Consider the following 17,318-nt stretch of genomic DNA (forward strand, 5'->3'; position numbering starts at 1 on the left):
AATGGGCGGCACCAGCGGACGGCCAGCCTACTGGGACGATGCCTGCACGGCCTTGTCGGCTGCCGACCCGGTGCTGGGGCAACTGATTGCGTCCTATCCGGGCATCAGCCTTGAGGGTCGTGGTGACGTGTTCGTCACGCTGTGCCGATCCATCGTCGGCCAGCAGATCTCGGTCAAGGCCGCCGATTCGATCTGGCGGCGCTTCGACGCCTGCGTGGGCGAGGTCCGTAGCGACCGCGTACTGGCCGCAGCGGTCGACGATTTGCGCGCTTGCGGCCTGTCGCAACGCAAGGTCGAATACCTGCAGGATCTGGCGCGCCACCACGCCGATGGCAAGCTGGCGTCCGATCGGCTCGAGGCGATGGACGACGAGGCGGTGATCGCCGAACTGACGTCGATCCGCGGTATCGGCCGCTGGACCGCCGAGATGTTCCTGATGTTCCACCTGCTGCGCCCCGACGTGTTGCCGCTCGACGATATCGGCCTGATCAAGGCCGTGGCGCGTTATTACCACGCTGACGAGCGCCGGCCACGTGCCGAAGTCCGGGCGCTGGCGCAGCGTTGGGCGCCGTGGCGCTCGGTCGCGACGTGGTATCTGTGGCGCGGGCTCGAACCTGTGCCGGTCAGCTACTAGGCGATACGGCATGGGCGTGTTGCAGACCGTCGGCCTGTTCGTGCTGACCGCGCTGGCCGAAATCATCGGCTGCTACATCCCGTATCTGTGGCTGCGGCATGGTCTGTCGGCATGGTGGCTGCCACTTGGGGCGGCGAGCCTGGTGTTGTTCGCCTGGCTGCTGACGCTGCATCCGAGCGCGGCAGGGCGCGTTTACGCGGCGTATGGCGGTGTCTACATCACCGTTGCGCTCGGCTGGCTGTGGGCCGTCGATGGCATCCGGCCAACGCCGTGGGATGTGCTCGGCGTGGCGGTATCGCTCGCTGGCATGGCGATCATCATGTTCGCGCCACGCGCTGTCTGAAGCCGGAAAAACAATAAAGCCGCGGATGCGGCTTTATTGCTGTGTGGCGAGGGGGCTTACAACGTCTTGAGCCTGCCGCGGAATTCATCGACTGACGCGTAGCCCTTGCTCGCCATGATCGCAGCGAGTTCGCCGAGCACGCGCTCGAACACTGCCGGGCCTTCCTCGTACAGTGCGGTGCCGATCTGCACCAGACTGGCACCGGCGAGCAGGTGCAGGAAGGCTTCGGTGCCGCTTTGTACGCCGCCGCAGCCGATGATCTGCTTGTCCGGGCAACGACGGTAGAAGGCGTTGACGTTGGCCAGTGCAGTCGGCAGCACGTAGGCGCCGCCCAGACCGCCGAAACCGTCCTTGGGCTTGATCACGACCGATTCGGTTTCCGCGTCGATGAACAGGCCGTTGCCGATCGAATTGATGCAGGTGACGAAGGCGAGCCGCGGGTAGCGGTTCAGCACCTCGGCCGCAGCATCGAAATGCGAAATGTCGAAGTAGGGCGGCAGCTTGACGCCGAACGGGCGCTTGTAAGCGTCGTTGACTTCGTCGAGCAGCTCGTCCATCGCCTCGAAATCGTAACCGGTCTGCGGTTTGCCCGGTACGTTCGGGCACGACAGATTGATCTCGAGCAGCGCCGGGTTCACCGCCTCGCGGATCGCCGCGATCATTTCGACGTTGTCGTCGAGCGTCAGTCCCGAAATCGACAGGAACAGCAGCTTGCGTTCGTGATCGAAACGCTCGGCGTAATCGAGGTAATAGCGATAGCCCTCGTTGGGTAGCCCCATCGAGTTGATGCTGCCCAGCGGCAGGCTGCGGTAGCGTGGCTCGGGATTGCCGGTGCGCGGTTCGAGCGTGCAGCTTTTGGTGACCATCGCCGCGGCGGCGCTGGCGGCCAGCGTATCGAGCTCGGCGACGGTGCGGCAGCAGACGCCCGATGCATTCATCAATGGATTGGCCAAGGGCTGGCCGAGAAAATGGCAGGTCAGGTCAGTCATGGCGAAGATTGGCTAAGGTAGATGCCTTCCATCCTAGGGCATCGTCACCGGCATACCCTGCGCTTGATCAAGATTGGCGCGACTCGCAGGTCGCCAATTCGTCCATCACCTTGCACCAGCCTTCGAACGCCGATGCCCCGGCGCGTTCGAACACCTTGGCCAGCAACTCGTGCTGCACGCCGGTGAGCGAGGCCTCGAGCGTCTGGCCGGCTGCGGTGAGGTGCAGGCGCCGGGCGCGGCGGTCATCGTTGCAGATGGCGACGGAAACGAGGCCAGCCTGCTGCAAGGCCTTGAGCGGCGCATTCAATGCCTGCTTGGTGACGCCGAGCCGTTGCAATAGCTCGCCGACGGTCTGCCCCGGTGTGCGGGCGACGAAGTACAGGATGCGATGGTGGACGCGGCTCCAGCCGCGCGCGGCGAGCAGCGAGTCGGGCGGGGCGGTCAAGGCGCGAAACCCGTAGAACATCAGTTCCCAGGCGCTGTTGAGCTGTGTTTCGTCGAACGGAGTACCGGTCATATTGACGTGCTCGCTTGAACGGGGCAGGATTAAATCCATAATAGGTCAATAATTTTGGCTTATATAGCGGCGCATTGCCAACGCCATGATTCACTCGATCATGGGCAGCGCATCGCCCCGCGGCGCGTACCACGCAACGCAATCCTCCGCCGGCGACTGCCGGTTTTCCATCCGCGTTGCTTAGGAGTACGCCCGATGTTTGCCCGCCGTATCGATCAGCTCAGTTCCTCCCTTGTTCGTGACATCCTCGCTGCGACCAAGCGTCCCGGCATGGTGTCGTTTGCCGGCGGCCTGCCGGCCGAAGAAGCGCTGTACCGCCCAGACAGGCTCGATGCCGGCCTGCTCGCCGATGCCTGGCAATATGGCGAGACCGAAGGCGAGCCGGCGTTGCGCGCCGAAGTGGCCCGGCTGGGCAATGTGCTCGGGATTGCCTGCACCCCGGCGCAGGTGCTGATCGTCAATGGCTCGCAACAAGGCATCGATCTCGTCAGCAAGCTGATGATCGACGAAGGCACGCCGGTGCTGACCGAGGCGCCGGCGTATCTGGCCGCCCTGCAGTCGTTCAAGCTGTTCAGCGCGCGTTTCTGCCCGGTTTCCGTTGGCCCGGAGGGCGCCGATCTGGCTGGATTCGAGCGCACCTTGCCCGATGTCCGCATGGCCTATCTGACCCCGACTTTCCAGAATCCGTCGGGCTACTGCTACAGCGATGCCGAACGCGATGCCGTTGCCGCCGCGCTCGACCGGCATGAGGTGCTGCTGTTCGAGGACGACCCGTATCGTGCGCTGGCGTATGACGGCGACGCGCCGCAACCGATCGCCGGCCGACTGAAAAGCGCGCGTTGGGTCTATCAGGGCTCGTTCTCGAAAACGCTGGCGCCCGGCCTGCGGCTTGGTTTCCTGATCGTCCATCCGGATCTCGTCGCACCGTTGACCCGGCTGAAGCAGGCCGCCGATCTGCACAGCAACCGTGTCAGCCAGACGCTGATTGCCGACCTGCTGGCGCGCGGTGAGCTCGAACGGCACGTCGCGTCGGTGCTGCCGCTGTACCGCGAACGGCGTGATGCGATGGCGGCCGCCTTGCAACGCAATCTGGGTGACCGCGCGCATTGGCAGCTGCCGGCGGGCGGGCTGTTTTTCTGGCTGAGGCTGGCTCAGCCGTGCGACACGATGGCGCTGATGCGCCGCGCACTCGATGCCGGCATCGCTGTCATGCCGGGTGAACCCTTTTTCCCGAGCGGCGCCGACGCGAGTTTTCTGCGGCTCAACTTCAGCCACGCCAATGTCGCGCAAATCGACGAGGGAATTGCGCGCCTGGCGGCCCTGCTGGCGGCGGACAACGCCGCGGCCTGACTTCGCACGGCGCGTTAGCCGAGCTTGCGCAGCACCGTCATCAGTTCGTCGATTGCAGCGGCGCCATCGCCGGCTGCAATCGCATCGGCCACGCAGCCACGCGCATGCGCCTCGAGCAATTGCATGCCCAGGCTATCGAGTGCCGATTTGGCCGCGGCGATCTGCGTCAGGATGTCGATGCAGTAGCGATCCTCCTGCACCATCTTGTTGATGCCGCGCACCTGGCCTTCGATCCGGTTCAGGCGCTTGGTCAGCGCATCCTTGTTGCCGCGCTCGACCCGGCGCTCGTCGCCCGCGTCGTGATCACCGGCGCAGCAATCAGCGGACGATGTCATAACCGGCATCCTCGATTGCGCGTTCGATTTCGGCCGCATCGGTGTCTGCGCCGTCGAAGTCGACCTTGGCCAGCGACGGGGCCAGTGAGACGTTGACCGCCTTCACGCCTTCAACCGCCTGTACCGCGCGGGTGACCGATGCGACGCAGCCGCCGCAGCTCATGCCGTCGATGCGGATTTCGATGTGTTCCATGGTGTTTCTCCTGTTGGGCAGTGATTAAACCTGATGAAACGCCGGTGGGCGAGAGCCGATGCTGGTTGTGCTCGTCCGCAGCGCAGAAATCGGGGTGTAGGTCTGGCGGGTGAGGACGACCCGAGGGTCGCCCCCTTGCCGTGTTTCGCGCATCGTACGGGCATGAAGCGGTCCCGAGAGAATGCGCAACCGCCTAACGGCGCCAGCGCTTGAGCAGTAGCGCGTTGCTGACGACCGAGACCGAGCTGGCCGCCATCGCGGCGCCGGCGATCACCGGGCTGAGCAGGCCGAAGGCGGCGAGCGGAATGCCGAGCACGTTGTAGGCGAACGCAAAGAACAGGTTCTGGCGGATCTTGCGCATCGTCGCGCGCGACAGGCTCAGCGCATCGGCGATATGCGCCAGATCGCTGTGCATCAGCGTGATGTCGGCGGCCTCGATCGCGGCGTCGGCACCGGTGCGCATTGCAAAACTCACGTCGGCGGCGGCCAGTGCCGGGGCATCGTTGACGCCGTCGCCGGCCATGGCGACGACGCGACCCTCGGCACGGAATGCCTGCACCGCTTCGGCCTTGTCCACCGGTTTCACGCCGGCACGGTAGCGGTGGATGCCAAGCGAGGCGGCGACGCTGGCGGCGACGGCTTCGTTGTCGCCAGAGAGCATCACGACTTCGATGCCGGACTGCTGTAGCTGGGCGACGGCAACTTTCGACGTTGGCCGGACGGTATCGACGATGCCGATCAGCCCGGCTGGAACGTCGTCGACCACCACGGCGATCACCGTTTGGCCTCGCTGTTGCATCGCCTGTGCGTGGTGCAAATCGGGGCTTGGCAACGCCCAGTGCGGCACGCCGACGCGCACCCTGCGCCCGGCGATGCGCGCGCCGACGCCGTGCCCCGGTGTGGCGATGAAGTCCTCGACCGGCAAGCGACCGATGCCAAGCGCCTCGCCATGGGCGAGCACCGCGCGGGCCAGCGGGTGCTCGGAGCCGGCTTCGGCGCTGGCGGCCAGCTGCATCACGGTATTCAGATCAAAGCCGTTTTGCGTCATTACATCGGTCACGGCGGGCTTGCCTTCGGTCAGCGTGCCGGTCTTGTCGACGACGAGCAGATTGACCTCGCGGGCGCGCTGCAGCGCTTCGGCGTTGCGGAACAGGATGCCGCGCTTGGCACCGAGGCCGACGCCGACCATTACCGCCGTCGGCGTCGCCAGGCCCAGCGCGCACGGGCAGGCGATCACCAGTACCGCGACGGCATGCATCAAGGCGGTGACCCAGCTGCCGGTCCACCATGCGGTGGCGAAGAAGGTGACGACGGCAATGGCGACAACGACCGGGACAAAGATCGCAGAGATTTTGTCGGCGAGCTGCTGGATCGGTGCTTTCGAACCCTGCGCCTGCGCCACCAGCCGGACGATGTCGGCGAGCTGTGTTGCACCGCCGGTTGCGCTGGCGCGGATGCGCAACATGCCTTCGAGGTTGCGGGTGCCAGCGTAAACGTGGTCGCCTGCGGCCTTGGACACCGGCGCCGATTCGCCGGACAGCATGGCTTCGTCGATCGCGGCGTTGCCATCTTCGACCTGGCCGTCGACCGGCAGCGGTTCGCCCTGGCGAACGATGACGATGTCGCCGACCACGAGCTCGCCGACGGCGACGTCGAGCAACTGGCCATTGCGTTCGACGCGGGCAGTTTTCGGCTGCAGCGCCAACAGCTCGGCGATCGCGCCGGCGGTGCGGCCCTTGGCGCGGGCTTCGAGCAGCTTGCCGAGCAGCACCAGCGTGATCACGGCGGCGCCCGCTTCGAAGTACACGTGGGCGTCGTGCCAACCCGCCAGTGTGACCACGGTGCTGTAGCCCCACGCCATTGTCGTGCCGAGGGCGACGAGCACGTCCATATTGGCGCTGCCGCCGCGCAACGCATGCCAGGCGCCACGGTAAAAGCGCAGGCCGACGGTGAACTGCACCAGTGTGGCGAACACGAGCTGCCACGTGCGGGGAATCAGTTCGTGGCTGCCTTGCAGCATTGCGCCCATCTCGGCCATCAGCGGCAGCGTCAGCAGCGCGGCAGCGCCAAAAGCCCACCAGCTGCGACGCAGTGCAGCGTCGTCATGGGGCAGGGGGGTATCTTGCTGTTGAATACGCGCACCGTAGCCCGCCTTGCGAACCGCGGCAATGGCGGCGTCAGCGCTGTACTGGCCGCCCGGATAGCGCAACGTTGCGGTCTCCGTGGCGAAGTTGACGCTGGCGCTGACACCGGCGGCGCGGTTCAGTACCTTTTCGATGCGCATGGCGCAGGCGGCGCAGGTCATGCCGTCGATGGCCAGCGTCAGCGTTGTTTCGGGCACCGTGTAGCCGGCCTTGGCGATCGCGCCGACCACCTCGGGAATGCCGGCTGTCCCATCGAGTGTGATTTGCGCGGTTTCGTTGGCGAAATTGACGCTCGCACTGACGCCTTCAAGCCGGTTGAGGACTTTTTCAATGCGCGTGGCGCAGGCTGCGCAACTCATGCCGCTGATCGGCAAGCTGATCTCGGTGTTCATCGCCGCTCCGAACTTAATAGGGTATGGGGGTATATTATGCCCCTAGGGGGTATATTGCAAGACACAGGTCTGTCGCGCGGATTGACCATGAAAAGGGGCCGCGATTGCGGCCCCGTGCGTGTCCCAATGATCAGGCGGGCTCGGTGGGCCGATACCGGTCCAGGAGCGAAAACACCAGTGGATTGAGCAGGATGGAGAGAATTGCGCCCGCGATGACCAGGGCGTGACCGAGGGGCGGTAACAGCCCGAGCGTGACGCCGAGGCCGGCGAGGATGAAGGAGAACTCGCCGATCTGTGCCAGGCTTGCCGAAATGGTCAGCGCGGTCTTGAGGTCGTGGCGGAACGCCATGACGATGCCGAGCGCCGCCAGCGACTTGCCGATGACGATGACGGCGACGGTGCCCAGCACCGCCAGCGGATGCTCGATCAGGATGCGCGGGTCGAGCAGCATGCCGACCGAGACGAAGAACAGCACGGCGAACGCATCGCGCAGCGGCAGCGACTCTTCGGCGGCGCGCTGGCTGAACTCGGATTCAGCCAGCACCATGCCGGCGAAGAAGGCGCCGAGCGCGAACGATACGCCAAAGAGTTGCGATGCGCCGTATGCGACGCCGAGCGCGGTGGCGAGGACGCCAAGCCGGAACAGCTCGCGGCTGCCGGTCCAGACGATGCGTTCAAGCATCCATGGGATGAAGCGGCGACCGATGATCAGCATGAAGGCCACAAAGGCGACGACCTTCCCCAGGGTGATCAGCAGGGTGATGCTGAGCGCGGCGGCATCGAGGCTGCCTTTCTGGTCGCCGAGCAGGCCGGCCAGTGCCGGCAGCAGCACCAACGCCAGTACCATGGCCAGGTCCTCGACAATCAGCCAGCCGACGGCGATCCGGCCTTCCGGCGTCTCCAGCAGATCGCGCTCCTCCAGTGCTTTCAATAGCACCACGGTACTGGCAACGGAGAGCGCCAGACCGAATACGAAACCGGCGCCAAAGGTCCAGTCGAACAGCGCCGCCAGCCCCATGCCCATCAGTGTCGCAATGCCGATCTGTACGACGGCGCCAGGAATGGCGATGTTTTTCACCGCCAGCAGGTCCTTCATCGAAAAGTGCAGACCGACGCCGAACATCAGCAAGATGACTCCCAATTCGGCCAGCTCGGGAGCCAGTTTGGGGTCGGCGACAAAACCCGGGGTGAAAGGACCTGCAAGGATGCCGGCACAGAGATAGCCGATCAGCGGCGGCAGCTTCAGCTTGTTCGCGAGACTGCCGAGGATGAAGGCAAGCACAAGCCCGCCGACGATGGTCGTGATCAGCGGTGTGGCGTGAGGCATCGTGGTCCTTGCGGTGGTTTGTGGCGGCTACCGGTAGAGACTAACGCATGAAGGACGGGGTTGAGGGGCATCCGTTCCAATTGCTGCGCAAAAAACGAGATCGTTTCTGGTCGCAGAAAACAAAAAAGCCGCACGAATGCGGCTTTTTGCTGGGAGGTGACGCTATTGCTAGCGTCGGGACTTACGAGGCGAACTGGTGCGGGATCTGTCCCTTGGCCCACGCAGCGGCGCTGCGCAATGCTTCATGCACCGAGTGACTACGCGTCTGCGGTGCACGTTGCCATGCGGTAACCGGTTGGCGTGCGTCACGTGTGCAACGGACGATCTGGTACCAGCCATCAAGGCCGGTGCCGATGGGGGTCGGGCGGACTTCAACATTGAAGTCGTAGTTGTTTTGGTTTGCCATTTTCGGCTCCTTGCTAAACGAGTCATCCAAGCCGGATGACAGGGCGCTGAAGGAGGAGCACTTGTTCTGAGAAGAACTTTCTTGGGAGTCGAACGACTCGCTTGGAGTACTGCTTAGGAAACAATCGTGAGAGCGTGCTCAATCAGATCAGTGCCGACGATGCTGCACATTTTTTCTGATTTTGGCAACTGTTATTTGTTGGTAATCTGAAGTTTGTTGCGGTGGACATCGAGAATGGGGGGTGATCGCGCTTGTGATGATTTGCAACTGAGTTGCATTCGTTGGCGTTGCGCATTTAATATTGCAACTTAGTTGCATTAAAGCGGCGCATTCGCGCCATCGTGCAAGGGTGATGAGGGGTTTGCAATGGCGCAGGTCGATCAGCGTTTGCCGGTAACGGTGTTGTCCGGGTTTCTGGGGGCGGGTAAAACCACATTGCTCAATCATGTGCTTGCCAATCGCAACGGCTTGCGCGTGGCCGTCATCGTTAACGACATGAGCGAAGTGAACATCGACGCCTCGCTGGTGGCCAGGGAGGCCAGTCTTGCCGGCGCGGCGCTGTCGCGTACCGAAGAGCGGCTGGTTGAGCTGAGTAACGGCTGTATCTGCTGCACGCTGCGTGAAGACTTGCTGACCGAGGTGCGCCAGCTCGCGAGTGAGGGGCGATTCGACTACCTGTTGATCGAGTCGACCGGTATCGGTGAGCCGATGCCGGTGGCGGCCACCTTCGATTTTCGCGACGAGCACGGTGCGTCGCTCGGCGATCTGGCCCGCATCGATACGATGGTGACGGTGGTCGATGCAGTCAATCTGCTCGCCGATTTCTCTAGCGAGGCGCTGCTGGCAGAGCGCGCGGCCGTAGCCGACGACGAGGATGAGCGGACGCTGGCCAGTCTGTTGACCGAGCAGATCGAGTTTGCCGATGTCGTTGTCGTCAGCAAGTGTGATCTGGTCGATGCCGCCCGCCGCGCCGAGGTGGCAACGCTGATTCGGGCGTTGAACCCGTTGGCTCAGATCGTCTTCGCCGAACGTGGTGGCGTACCTTTGGCGCAGATTATCGGTACCGGTCGTTTCGACATGGACAAGGCTGAGGCCATGGCCGGCTGGGCGCAGGCGCTGGCGGGCGAGAATGCGCCGGAAGCCGAGACCTACGGTGTCGAGCAGTTCGTGCTGCGCTTCCATGAGCCCGTGCACCCGCAACGCTTCGCCGCTTTTATCGAGCAGCCGTTTCCGGGGCTGCTACGCGCCAAGGGCTATATCTGGTTTGCCGATCGGCCGGACTGGGTCATGTCGTACTCGCGCGCCGGCAATACCGCGACGCTTGATCCGGTCGGCCAGTGGTGGGCCGCAGCACCCAAGGCGCACTGGCCTGCGCCTGGCACTCAGGAGCGCGACGGCATCGACGCCGGCTGGCATGAGCCGTGGGGAGATCGGATCAACGAAGTCGTCTTTATCGGCTGTGCGCTGGATCGCCTTGCAATCGAAGCTGCTTTTCTTGCTTGCCGCTTGAGCGGGGCGGACCTTGCCGATGATCGTGCCGGGCTCACGGCATCGAGTACTCAACGCACTGACGGTCCGGTGCTGAATGCTGCTTGATCTGCGGATGCAGCTGGTGTTTGTCTGACCGCTACTTTGCACGCAGGCAGGAGCTGAGGTCCGGGCCGTCTCGTCGGGTGAGATCATTGCGTGGCTGGACGGCCAATCCAGTCGCACAACGGTGCGTCTTTCCGGTGAAACAGTGCATCCCAAGCTTCGTGAGATAATTGCCGCTGATAATGATCCAGAAGGTGGCGCGATGCATGAAGGCAGGTTTTCGGTTTTGATGGTGTGCACCGGCAATATCTGTAGAAGCCCGACTGCGGATGGCGTGTTGCGCAAGATGGTGGCCGAGGCGGGGCTCGATGGGGTGGTGATCGTTGATTCGGCCGGAACCCAGAGTTATCACGTTGGCGAGGCGCCGGATCATCGGGCGCAGGCGCATGCCAAACGACGTGGCTATGATTTGTCGCCATTGCGGGCGCGGCAAGTAGCGGTGGCGGATTACACGGGCTTCGACCTGATTCTGGCCATGGATGCCAGCCACCTGCGCCAGCTTGAGCGGCAAGCGCCATCGCAGCATCAATCCAAGCTGAAGCTGTTCCTGGAGTTTGCGACCGGCACGCGTGAGCGAGAGGTGCCGGACCCATATTACGGCGGCGACGACGGTTTCGAGCACGTCCTTGATCTGGTCGAGGACGGTTGCGCCGGGGTGCTGGCGCACGTGCGCGACGAACTGGCGCGGCGCGGCGCTTGAGCCGGTGTTTGATGCTGCGCAAAAACGGCAAAATTGGGGTTCTGCGCGCGTTGCCGGCCTGCGCATGAATCGGTAAGATCCCGCTCTTTGGTCTTCAGGGGAGTAGTCGCCTGCGCTCGCGCAGGGGGTACGTCAACATACTTGAGTCTGTGACTCATGGCGTATCCGGCCCGTTGCCGCTTGCGGTGCCGCGCTTGACAAGACCTGAGGTCTGCAAACCGTACACCCGGGTGGGCGACGGTTGCAGTCCTCATGTCTGCCCGCCCTGGAGTACATATCTGAATGGACGCTTTCTTCGTCTCGACCGGTGTCGTTGCCCTCGCTGAGATCGGCGACAAAACCCAGCTGCTGGCCTTGCTGCTCGCGGCACGGTTTCGCCGTCCCATGCCGATCGTGCTCGGCATTTTCGTCGCAACCATCCTGAATCATTTTGCTGCCGGCTGGCTCGGTCAGTGGCTGGCCAGCCTTATGGCGCCGTCTACGCTGCGCTGGGTGATCGGCTTCGGTTTTCTGGCCATCGCGGTGTGGACGCTGTTTCCGGACAAGATGGACGACGATGAAGCGCCGGTAAAGGCGTACGGCGCGTTTCTTGCGACTGCGCTGACTTTTTTTCTTGCCGAAATGGGCGACAAAACGCAGATTGCCACCGTGGCGCTGGCGGTGCATTACCACCCGTTGTGGATGGTAATCGCCGGAACGACGGTCGGCATGATGATTGCCGATGTGCCGGCGGTGTTTGTCGGTAACTGGATTTCACAGCGGATGCACTTGCTGCGCTACGTGCGCTTTGTTGCCGCGGCCGTGTTCGCGCTGATGGGTGGGCTTGCACTTGCCGGCGTAGGCAGCTGACGGCCATAACTAGATTCAATCAAACAGACTTTAAAACGGGGAAATGATGCTCGATGCATTTTTCAAGCTGAAGGAGCACGGTACCGACGTCCGGACCGAGGTGATCGCCGGCTTCACTACCTTCCTGACGATGGCCTACATCATCTTCGTCAACCCGGCCATCCTGCATCTGACCGGCATGGACTTCAACGCGGTGTTCGTGGCGACCTGCCTCGCCGCTGCGTTCGGTACCGCGGTGATGGCGCTGTTTGCCAATTACCCGATCGCACTGGCGCCGGGCATGGGCCTCAACGCCTATTTCACCTTTGCCGTGGTTCAGGGCATGGGGGTGCCGTGGCAGACCGCGCTGGGCGCCGTGTTCATTTCGGGCATCATTTTCGTGCTGGTTTCGTCGTTCAAGATCCGCGAAATCCTCGTCAATGCGATTCCCCGTTCGCTCAAGCTGGCGATTTCTGCCGGCGTCGGCCTGTTCCTGGCCATCATCGGGCTAAAGAGTGCCGGCATCATTACCGGCAGCGACGCGACGCTGGTCAAGCTGGGTGACATCCATGCGCCATCTGTGCTGCTGGCCGCGCTGGGTTTCGTGCTGATCGTTGCGCTCGAGTATCGCAAGATCAAGGGCTCGATCATCATTGGCGTGCTGGCGGTGACCATCCTGTCGGTGCTGCTGGAGGTGACGCCGTTCAAGGGCGTGTTCGCGATGCCGCCGTCGATCGAGCCGACCTTCATGCAGCTCGACATCCACGGCGCGCTCAACGCCGGCCTGATCGGCGTCGTGTTCATCTTCTTCTTTGTCGACCTGTTCGATACCACCGGGACGCTGATCGGCGTGTCGCACCGCTCGGGCCTGCTGGACAAGGACGGCAAGCTGCCGCGCATCAAGCGGGCACTGTTGGCCGATTCGAGCGCGATCATTGCCGGTGCTGCGCTCGGTACGTCGAGCGTGACGGCTTATGTTGAATCGGCGGCCGGTGTGGCCGAGGGTGGGCGTACCGGCCTGACCACGCTGGTTGTCGCGCTGCTGTTCCTGGTGGCGCTGTTCTTCGCGCCGCTGGCTGGCACGGTGCCGGCCTTCGCCACTGCGCCAGCGCTGTGCTACGTCGCGGTGCTGATGGCGCGCGGTCTGGCCGAAATCGACTGGGACGACATTACCGAAGCGGCGCCGGCGGTGATTACCGCGGTCGGCATGCCGTTCACCTACTCGATCGCCGACGGCATTGCATTCGGCTTCATCAGCTATGCTGCGATCAAGCTGCTGGCTGGCCGTTTCAAGGACCTGAGCCCGGCGGTGCTGATCATTACCGCACTGTGGGTCATCAAGTTCGCACTGTTCGGCTAAGGAAGAGGTTGATGGAACCGCGCAACGAGGATTACATCAAGGCCCGCATCCGTACTGTGCCGGACTGGCCGCAGCCGGGCGTGCAGTTCCGCGACATTACGCCGCTGCTGCAGGACCCAAAGACCTTCCGCGTCCTCGTCGATACCTTCGTCCATCGCTATATGGATCAGAAGCTTGACGTCGTTGCCGGTGTCGATGCACGCGGTTTCATCCTCGGTGCCGTCGTGGCCTATGAGCTGAACCTCGGTTTCGTGCCGATCCGCAAGAAGGGCAAATTGCCGTTTGCCACGGTGGCCGAGGAGTACGAGCTGGAGTACGGTTCGGCAACGGTGGAAATCCATTGCGATGCCTGCCGCGCCGGCGACCGCGTGCTGCTGATCGACGATCTGGTCGCCACCGGTGGCACGATGATCGCCGCGGCCAAGCTGCTGACGCGTATCGGTGCGACGGTGGTCGAGGCGGCGGCGATTGTCGACTTGCCCGAACTTGGCGGCTCGAAGCTGGTGACCCAACAAGGCATCCCGCTGTATACGATTTGTGATTTTGCCGGCCACTGAGGCCGCACCCGTAGATTCAGGAGTTTTACCGTGACCATGGAATTGCCCGAAGCGCTGACGATCATCGATAACGCCGACCTGCTGCACTCGGAGGCCGAGGTGCTGGCGGCGATCGACCGGATGGCCAGCCAGATGACCGCTGCGCTCAAGGATGCCAATCCGATCGTTTACACCGTGCTCAATGGTGGCTTGATCGTTGCCGGCAACCTGCTGCCGCGGTTGAAATTTCCGCTTGAGATGTCCTATCTGCACGCCACGCGCTACCGCAATGAAACCAGCGGCGGCGTGCTTGACTGGAAGGTCAAGCCGCGTGAAGACCTGAAGGGGCGCACCGTGGTCATCGTCGACGACATCCTCGACGAAGGGCATACGCTTGCGGCGATTGTCGAGTACCTGAAGGCGCAGGGCGTGCAGGACATTCATGTCGCGGTGCTGGTCGACAAGCTGCACAACCGCAAGGCCGAAGGCATCAAGGCCGATTTCGTCGGCCTCAAGGTCGACGACCGCTTCCTGTTCGGCTGCGGTATGGATTACCAGGGCTACTGGCGCAACACGCTGGCCATCTACGCGGTCAAGGGTCTGTAGCACACACAAGGCGGAGGACGAATGACTGAGACCCAGCAAGTTCGTCACTTCCGCCAAATCCTGATTTGGCCGTTGCAGTTGATGCCGCTCGACGAGAGCGGGGTGCTCGGCCAGCAGTGGCGGCTGATGCTGTCGGCCGTCGAGCAGGGCTCGCCATGGCGCTTGCGGCCCAGCGAGTTCGAGCCCGGGGCGTTTCAGGAGCGCCATTACCGCGAGTTCATTACCTTTCTGCCCTATGTGCAGCGCTTCCTCTATGGCGAAGGCCAGACCGAAGCGAGCGATGTGGCCAGTTACGGCAAGTCTCCGTTGCACGTGTTCCGCCGCGACGATGTCAAGTCGGTTCGATTGCGTTTTCGCGACGGTGCCGAGCTTGATCTCGCCATCGCCCACATCGATCTGTATTTCTTCTTCGATATCGACGTCGTCATCCTGGCGCTCGAGGTCATGGGCGACAATCTGCCGCTGCCGCGGGTGCAGGACATCCTGTTCCGTTTCGGCCGCTCGTTCCCGGCGCAGTGGGATGAAGACGGCGGGCCGGCGAGCTGTCTGGCTGGCGTTGCCTGGCTAGGTACGCAGGGGCAGGTGCTGGCGGCGTCGGATTACGACGATCGCGATGCCTATCTCGACCACCTTGCCGAGTACCGCTCTCCCAGACTGGCCAGTCACTGGGCGTGGTTGCTCGAGCCCATGGTGCCGCACCACTCGAGCGCCGTGGGTGGTGTGCGCTATCGGCAAGTGGAATATCACCGGATGCCCTTGCTGGCGTATTTGGCGCTCGATGATCCACTGAGCCTGTCCGAGGCCGATTTCTACCGGCTTGGCATGGTGACGCGGCCGGACGACGGCGAAGCCTTGCCGGGGAGGCTGGTCAGGGATTTCATTGCGCAGAGCTGTTACGACCGCTACTGGTCGCCGGAGCAGGGGTTGGCCAGCGCATCGACGCGGATCATGTGCAACGGCCAGGCGCTGATCGTCGTTGGCGACCGGCATCACCCGTTTTTCTGCGATGCGCACACCGGCGTGCTCGGGCAGTTTCGCCATCAGCAGTTCCTGCTGGCGCTGATTGCCCACTTTCACAAGGCGGCATTGCTGACGTTTTCGGACCGGATGGCGGTGGCGCTGGCGAGGCTGAACATCGCCGATGTGCATTCGGTGCGCACGTTCAAGCGCGATATCCGGATACAGCTCGAGGTCTTTCTGCGCTTTACCCAACGCTACTGGTTCCGTGAAGTCTCCAATCAGGCGGTCGCCGCGCAGCTGTTCGAGATGCTGCGCCGGCATCTGGGAACCGCCGAGCTGTATCAGGAGGTGCAGGATTCGGTGAAGAGCATGAGCCAGTATCTGGAGAACGACGAGTTGCGCCGCCAGGCCGATACCGTGGTCAAGCTGACCGTGGTAACGATCCTGAGTCTGGTGGGGGCGACGGTGACCGGTTTTCTGGGGATGAATCTGTTCGACCTGGCCGGTGCCAGTGCGCCGGCCAAGCTGGGCTATTTCGTGAGTGTGCTGGTGCCGACGCTGGCACTGACGATGTATACGCTGATGAAGGCGCGGCCCTTGTCCGAATTCATCGAGCGGATGGCCGATCAGCGCGCCGACTGGCGTGGCCGGCTGGCGGCGTTCATTCACATCTGGCAGCGTCGGCGAAACTGAGGCGAACATTGAGCTTGGTATGAATCACGCTCATCTTGCTGCGCATCAGGATTGCGGCAAAGACCGGCGCGGCTCGTGATAGAATCCGGGCCATTCCCATCTCAATCGACTACGGAAAGCGAACTCATGTTCTCCAAGTCTGTCACCCTCTCGCAATACGATCCCGACCTCGCCGCCGCCCTGCAGGGTGAAGTGGTGCGCCAGCACGAACACATCGAGCTGATCGCGTCGGAAAACTACACCAGCCCGGCCGTCATGGAAGCGCAGGGTTCGCAACTGACCAACAAGTACGCCGAAGGTTATCCGGGCAAGCGTTTCTACGGCGGCTGTGAACACGTCGACGTGATCGAGCAACTGGCGATCGACCGCGTGAAGGCGCTGTTCGGTGCCGAGTATGCCAACGTGCAACCGCACTCGGGCTCGCAAGCCAACCAGGCCGTGTACTTCTCGATCCTGAAGCCGGGCGACACGGTGATGGGTATGAACCTCGGTCACGGTGGTCACCTGACCCACGGTTCGCCGGCCAACCTGTCGGGCAAGCTGTTCAACATCGTTGCCTACGGCCTGAACGAAAACGAAGAAATCGATTACGACGACATGGAACGCGTCGCGCTCGAAACCAAGCCGAAGCTGCTGATCGGTGGTGCTTCGGCCTACGCGCTGCGCTTCGACTGGGCACGGATGCGTGAAATCGCCGACAAGGTCGGTGCCTATTTCATGGTCGACATGGCGCACTACGCCGGCCTGATCGCTGCGGGTGTCTACCCGAACCCGGTGCCGCACGCCCACTTCGTGACCTCGACCACGCACAAGACGCTGCGCGGTCCGCGCGGCGGCATCATTCTTGCCAAGGCCGAGTTCGAGAAGTCGATCAACTCCAATGTGTTCCCGACGCTGCAAGGCGGCCCGCTGATGCACGTGATCGCCGGCAAGGCCGTTGCGTTCAAGGAAGCGGCGACGCCGGAGTTCAAGGAATACCAGGTGCAAGTGATCAAGAACGCGCAAACGATGGCGGCAACGCTGGCCGAGCGTGGTCTGCGCATCATCTCGGGCCGTACCGAGTCGCACGTGTTCCTCGTTGACCTGCGTCCGAAGAACCTGACCGGCAAGGCCGCCGATGCGGCGCTGGGCAAGGCACACATCACCGTCAACAAGAACGCGATCCCGAACGATCCGGAAAGCCCGTTCGTGACCTCGGGCATCCGTATCGGCGCCCCGGCGATCACCACGCGTGGTTTCAAGGAAGCCGAAGCGGTTCAGGTGGCGCACCTGATCGCCGACGTGCTCGACAATCCGGCCGACGAAGCCAACCTCGCGACCGTGGCCGAGAAGGTCAAGGCGCTGACCGCGAAGTTCCCGGTCTACGTCGCCTGATCCTGCTTGACGCATGAAAAGGGTGGTGCCGTGAGGCG

18 protein-coding genes and 1 riboswitch are annotated in these 17,318 nt (G+C 63.1%); of the genes, 11 read left to right on the forward strand and 7 right to left on the reverse strand.

The window, feature by feature from the left end:
• Position 1 precedes the first annotated feature (1 nt).
• Both R0382_RS13380 and R0382_RS13385 read left to right on the forward strand, forming a co-directional pair.
• Positions 2-634 (forward strand): DNA-3-methyladenine glycosylase family protein, encoded by a 633-nt coding sequence (locus tag R0382_RS13380; RefSeq protein WP_432720160.1) that lies wholly within the window; start codon positions 2-4, stop codon positions 632-634.
• Positions 635-644: 10 nt separating this feature from the next.
• Complete coding sequence (locus R0382_RS13385; protein ID WP_432720162.1) at positions 645-977, forward strand: YnfA family protein; 333 nt, start codon at positions 645-647, stop codon at positions 975-977.
• 56 nt (positions 978-1,033) lie between these two features.
• Here the strand turns inward: R0382_RS13385 and R0382_RS13390 are convergent, their stop codons facing one another.
• A complete protein-coding gene (locus tag R0382_RS13390; protein ID WP_432720164.1) occupies positions 1,034-1,966 on the reverse strand; it encodes a dihydroorotate oxidase in 933 nt (310 codons plus the stop codon).
• A 67-nt stretch (positions 1,967-2,033) separates the two neighbouring features.
• Positions 2,034-2,483: a MarR family winged helix-turn-helix transcriptional regulator gene (locus tag R0382_RS13395; RefSeq protein ID WP_432720165.1), complete on the reverse strand. Its 450-nt coding sequence runs from the start codon at positions 2,481-2,483 to the stop codon at positions 2,034-2,036.
• Between the two features lie 195 nt (positions 2,484-2,678).
• Between R0382_RS13395 and R0382_RS13400 the strand changes: the two genes are divergently transcribed.
• Entirely contained in the window at positions 2,679-3,833 is a 1,155-nt protein-coding gene (locus tag R0382_RS13400; RefSeq protein WP_432720167.1) for a PLP-dependent aminotransferase family protein, read from the forward strand.
• A 14-nt stretch (positions 3,834-3,847) separates the two neighbouring features.
• Here R0382_RS13400 and R0382_RS13405 read toward each other — a convergent pair whose 3' ends face one another.
• The 5 genes from R0382_RS13405 to R0382_RS13425 form a co-directional block, all read right to left on the reverse strand.
• The gene (locus R0382_RS13405; RefSeq protein WP_432720169.1) at positions 3,848-4,168 is read right to left on the reverse strand and encodes a metal-sensitive transcriptional regulator; all 321 of its coding nucleotides are present in this window, start codon (positions 4,166-4,168) and stop codon (positions 3,848-3,850) included.
• Entirely contained in the window at positions 4,152-4,361 is a 210-nt protein-coding gene (locus tag R0382_RS13410; RefSeq protein WP_432720170.1) for a heavy-metal-associated domain-containing protein, read from the reverse strand. The genes R0382_RS13405 and R0382_RS13410 overlap by 17 nt, the downstream gene beginning before the upstream one ends.
• Before the next feature lie 193 nt (positions 4,362-4,554).
• Positions 4,555-6,897, reverse strand: a complete 2,343-nt coding sequence (locus R0382_RS13415) for a heavy metal translocating P-type ATPase (protein WP_432720172.1) — start codon at positions 6,895-6,897, stop codon at positions 4,555-4,557.
• Positions 6,898-7,027: 130 nt separating this feature from the next.
• On the reverse strand, positions 7,028-8,224 hold the full coding sequence (gene ybaL / locus R0382_RS13420) for a YbaL family putative K(+) efflux transporter (RefSeq protein WP_432720173.1): 1,197 nt from the start codon (positions 8,222-8,224) through the stop codon (positions 7,028-7,030).
• 181 nt (positions 8,225-8,405) lie between these two features.
• Complete coding sequence (locus R0382_RS13425; RefSeq protein ID WP_432720174.1) at positions 8,406-8,630, reverse strand: hypothetical protein; 225 nt, start codon at positions 8,628-8,630, stop codon at positions 8,406-8,408.
• A gap of 366 nt (positions 8,631-8,996) precedes the next feature.
• Between R0382_RS13425 and R0382_RS13430 the strand changes: the two genes are divergently transcribed.
• The 8 genes from R0382_RS13430 (at position 8,997) to glyA (ending at position 17,280) form a co-directional block, all read left to right on the forward strand.
• Positions 8,997-10,226 carry a GTP-binding protein gene (locus R0382_RS13430; RefSeq protein ID WP_432720175.1) on the forward strand — a complete coding sequence of 410 codons (1,230 nt, stop codon included), beginning with the start codon at positions 8,997-8,999 and terminating at the stop codon, positions 10,224-10,226.
• Positions 10,227-10,368: 142 nt separating this feature from the next.
• Complete coding sequence (locus tag R0382_RS13435) at positions 10,369-10,923, forward strand: low molecular weight protein-tyrosine-phosphatase (RefSeq protein WP_432720177.1); 555 nt, start codon at positions 10,369-10,371, stop codon at positions 10,921-10,923.
• 84 nt (positions 10,924-11,007) lie between these two features.
• Positions 11,008-11,188: riboswitch (yybP-ykoY riboswitch) on the forward strand.
• Positions 11,189-11,205: 17 nt separating this feature from the next.
• Positions 11,206-11,772, forward strand: a complete 567-nt coding sequence (locus R0382_RS13440; protein ID WP_432720178.1) for a TMEM165/GDT1 family protein — start codon at positions 11,206-11,208, stop codon at positions 11,770-11,772.
• Between the two features lie 46 nt (positions 11,773-11,818).
• Complete coding sequence (locus R0382_RS13445) at positions 11,819-13,111, forward strand: NCS2 family permease (protein ID WP_432720180.1); 1,293 nt, start codon at positions 11,819-11,821, stop codon at positions 13,109-13,111.
• Between the two features lie 11 nt (positions 13,112-13,122).
• Positions 13,123-13,668 (forward strand): adenine phosphoribosyltransferase, encoded by a 546-nt coding sequence (locus R0382_RS13450; protein WP_432720181.1) that lies wholly within the window; start codon positions 13,123-13,125, stop codon positions 13,666-13,668.
• Between the two features lie 36 nt (positions 13,669-13,704).
• On the forward strand, positions 13,705-14,253 hold the full coding sequence (locus R0382_RS13455; protein WP_432724167.1) for a hypoxanthine-guanine phosphoribosyltransferase: 549 nt from the start codon (positions 13,705-13,707) through the stop codon (positions 14,251-14,253).
• 21 nt (positions 14,254-14,274) lie between these two features.
• Positions 14,275-15,906, forward strand: a complete 1,632-nt coding sequence (locus tag R0382_RS13460) for a hypothetical protein (protein WP_432720182.1) — start codon at positions 14,275-14,277, stop codon at positions 15,904-15,906.
• A gap of 126 nt (positions 15,907-16,032) precedes the next feature.
• Positions 16,033-17,280 carry a serine hydroxymethyltransferase gene (glyA, locus tag R0382_RS13465; RefSeq protein WP_432720184.1) on the forward strand — a complete coding sequence of 416 codons (1,248 nt, stop codon included), beginning with the start codon at positions 16,033-16,035 and terminating at the stop codon, positions 17,278-17,280.
• Positions 17,281-17,318 lie beyond the last annotated feature (38 nt).

It is taken from the genome of Jeongeupia wiesaeckerbachi, from assembly GCF_050916355.1.
Taxonomy (GTDB): Bacteria; Pseudomonadota; Gammaproteobacteria; order Burkholderiales; family Chitinibacteraceae; genus Jeongeupia; species Jeongeupia wiesaeckerbachi.

Coding starts and splice junctions, on each gene's coding strand:
- R0382_RS13380 (WP_432720160.1), top strand. CDS start 2: ATGGGCGGCACCAGCGGACGGCCAGCCTACTGGGACGATGCCTGCACG.
- R0382_RS13385 (WP_432720162.1), top strand. CDS start 645: ATGGGCGTGTTGCAGACCGTCGGCCTGTTCGTGCTGACCGCGCTGGCC.
- R0382_RS13390 (WP_432720164.1), bottom strand. CDS start 1,966: ATGACTGACCTGACCTGCCATTTTCTCGGCCAGCCCTTGGCCAATCCA.
- R0382_RS13395 (WP_432720165.1), bottom strand. CDS start 2,483: ATGACCGGTACTCCGTTCGACGAAACACAGCTCAACAGCGCCTGGGAA.
- R0382_RS13400 (WP_432720167.1), top strand. CDS start 2,679: ATGTTTGCCCGCCGTATCGATCAGCTCAGTTCCTCCCTTGTTCGTGAC.
- R0382_RS13405 (WP_432720169.1), bottom strand. CDS start 4,168: ATGACATCGTCCGCTGATTGCTGCGCCGGTGATCACGACGCGGGCGAC.
- R0382_RS13410 (WP_432720170.1), bottom strand. CDS start 4,361: ATGGAACACATCGAAATCCGCATCGACGGCATGAGCTGCGGCGGCTGC.
- R0382_RS13415 (WP_432720172.1), bottom strand. CDS start 6,897: ATGAACACCGAGATCAGCTTGCCGATCAGCGGCATGAGTTGCGCAGCC.
- ybaL (WP_432720173.1), bottom strand. CDS start 8,224: ATGCCTCACGCCACACCGCTGATCACGACCATCGTCGGCGGGCTTGTG.
- R0382_RS13425 (WP_432720174.1), bottom strand. CDS start 8,630: ATGGCAAACCAAAACAACTACGACTTCAATGTTGAAGTCCGCCCGACC.
- R0382_RS13430 (WP_432720175.1), top strand. CDS start 8,997: ATGGCGCAGGTCGATCAGCGTTTGCCGGTAACGGTGTTGTCCGGGTTT.
- R0382_RS13440 (WP_432720178.1), top strand. CDS start 11,206: ATGGACGCTTTCTTCGTCTCGACCGGTGTCGTTGCCCTCGCTGAGATC.
- R0382_RS13445 (WP_432720180.1), top strand. CDS start 11,819: ATGCTCGATGCATTTTTCAAGCTGAAGGAGCACGGTACCGACGTCCGG.
- R0382_RS13450 (WP_432720181.1), top strand. CDS start 13,123: ATGGAACCGCGCAACGAGGATTACATCAAGGCCCGCATCCGTACTGTG.
- R0382_RS13455 (WP_432724167.1), top strand. CDS start 13,705: ATGGAATTGCCCGAAGCGCTGACGATCATCGATAACGCCGACCTGCTG.
- R0382_RS13460 (WP_432720182.1), top strand. CDS start 14,275: ATGACTGAGACCCAGCAAGTTCGTCACTTCCGCCAAATCCTGATTTGG.
- glyA (WP_432720184.1), top strand. CDS start 16,033: ATGTTCTCCAAGTCTGTCACCCTCTCGCAATACGATCCCGACCTCGCC.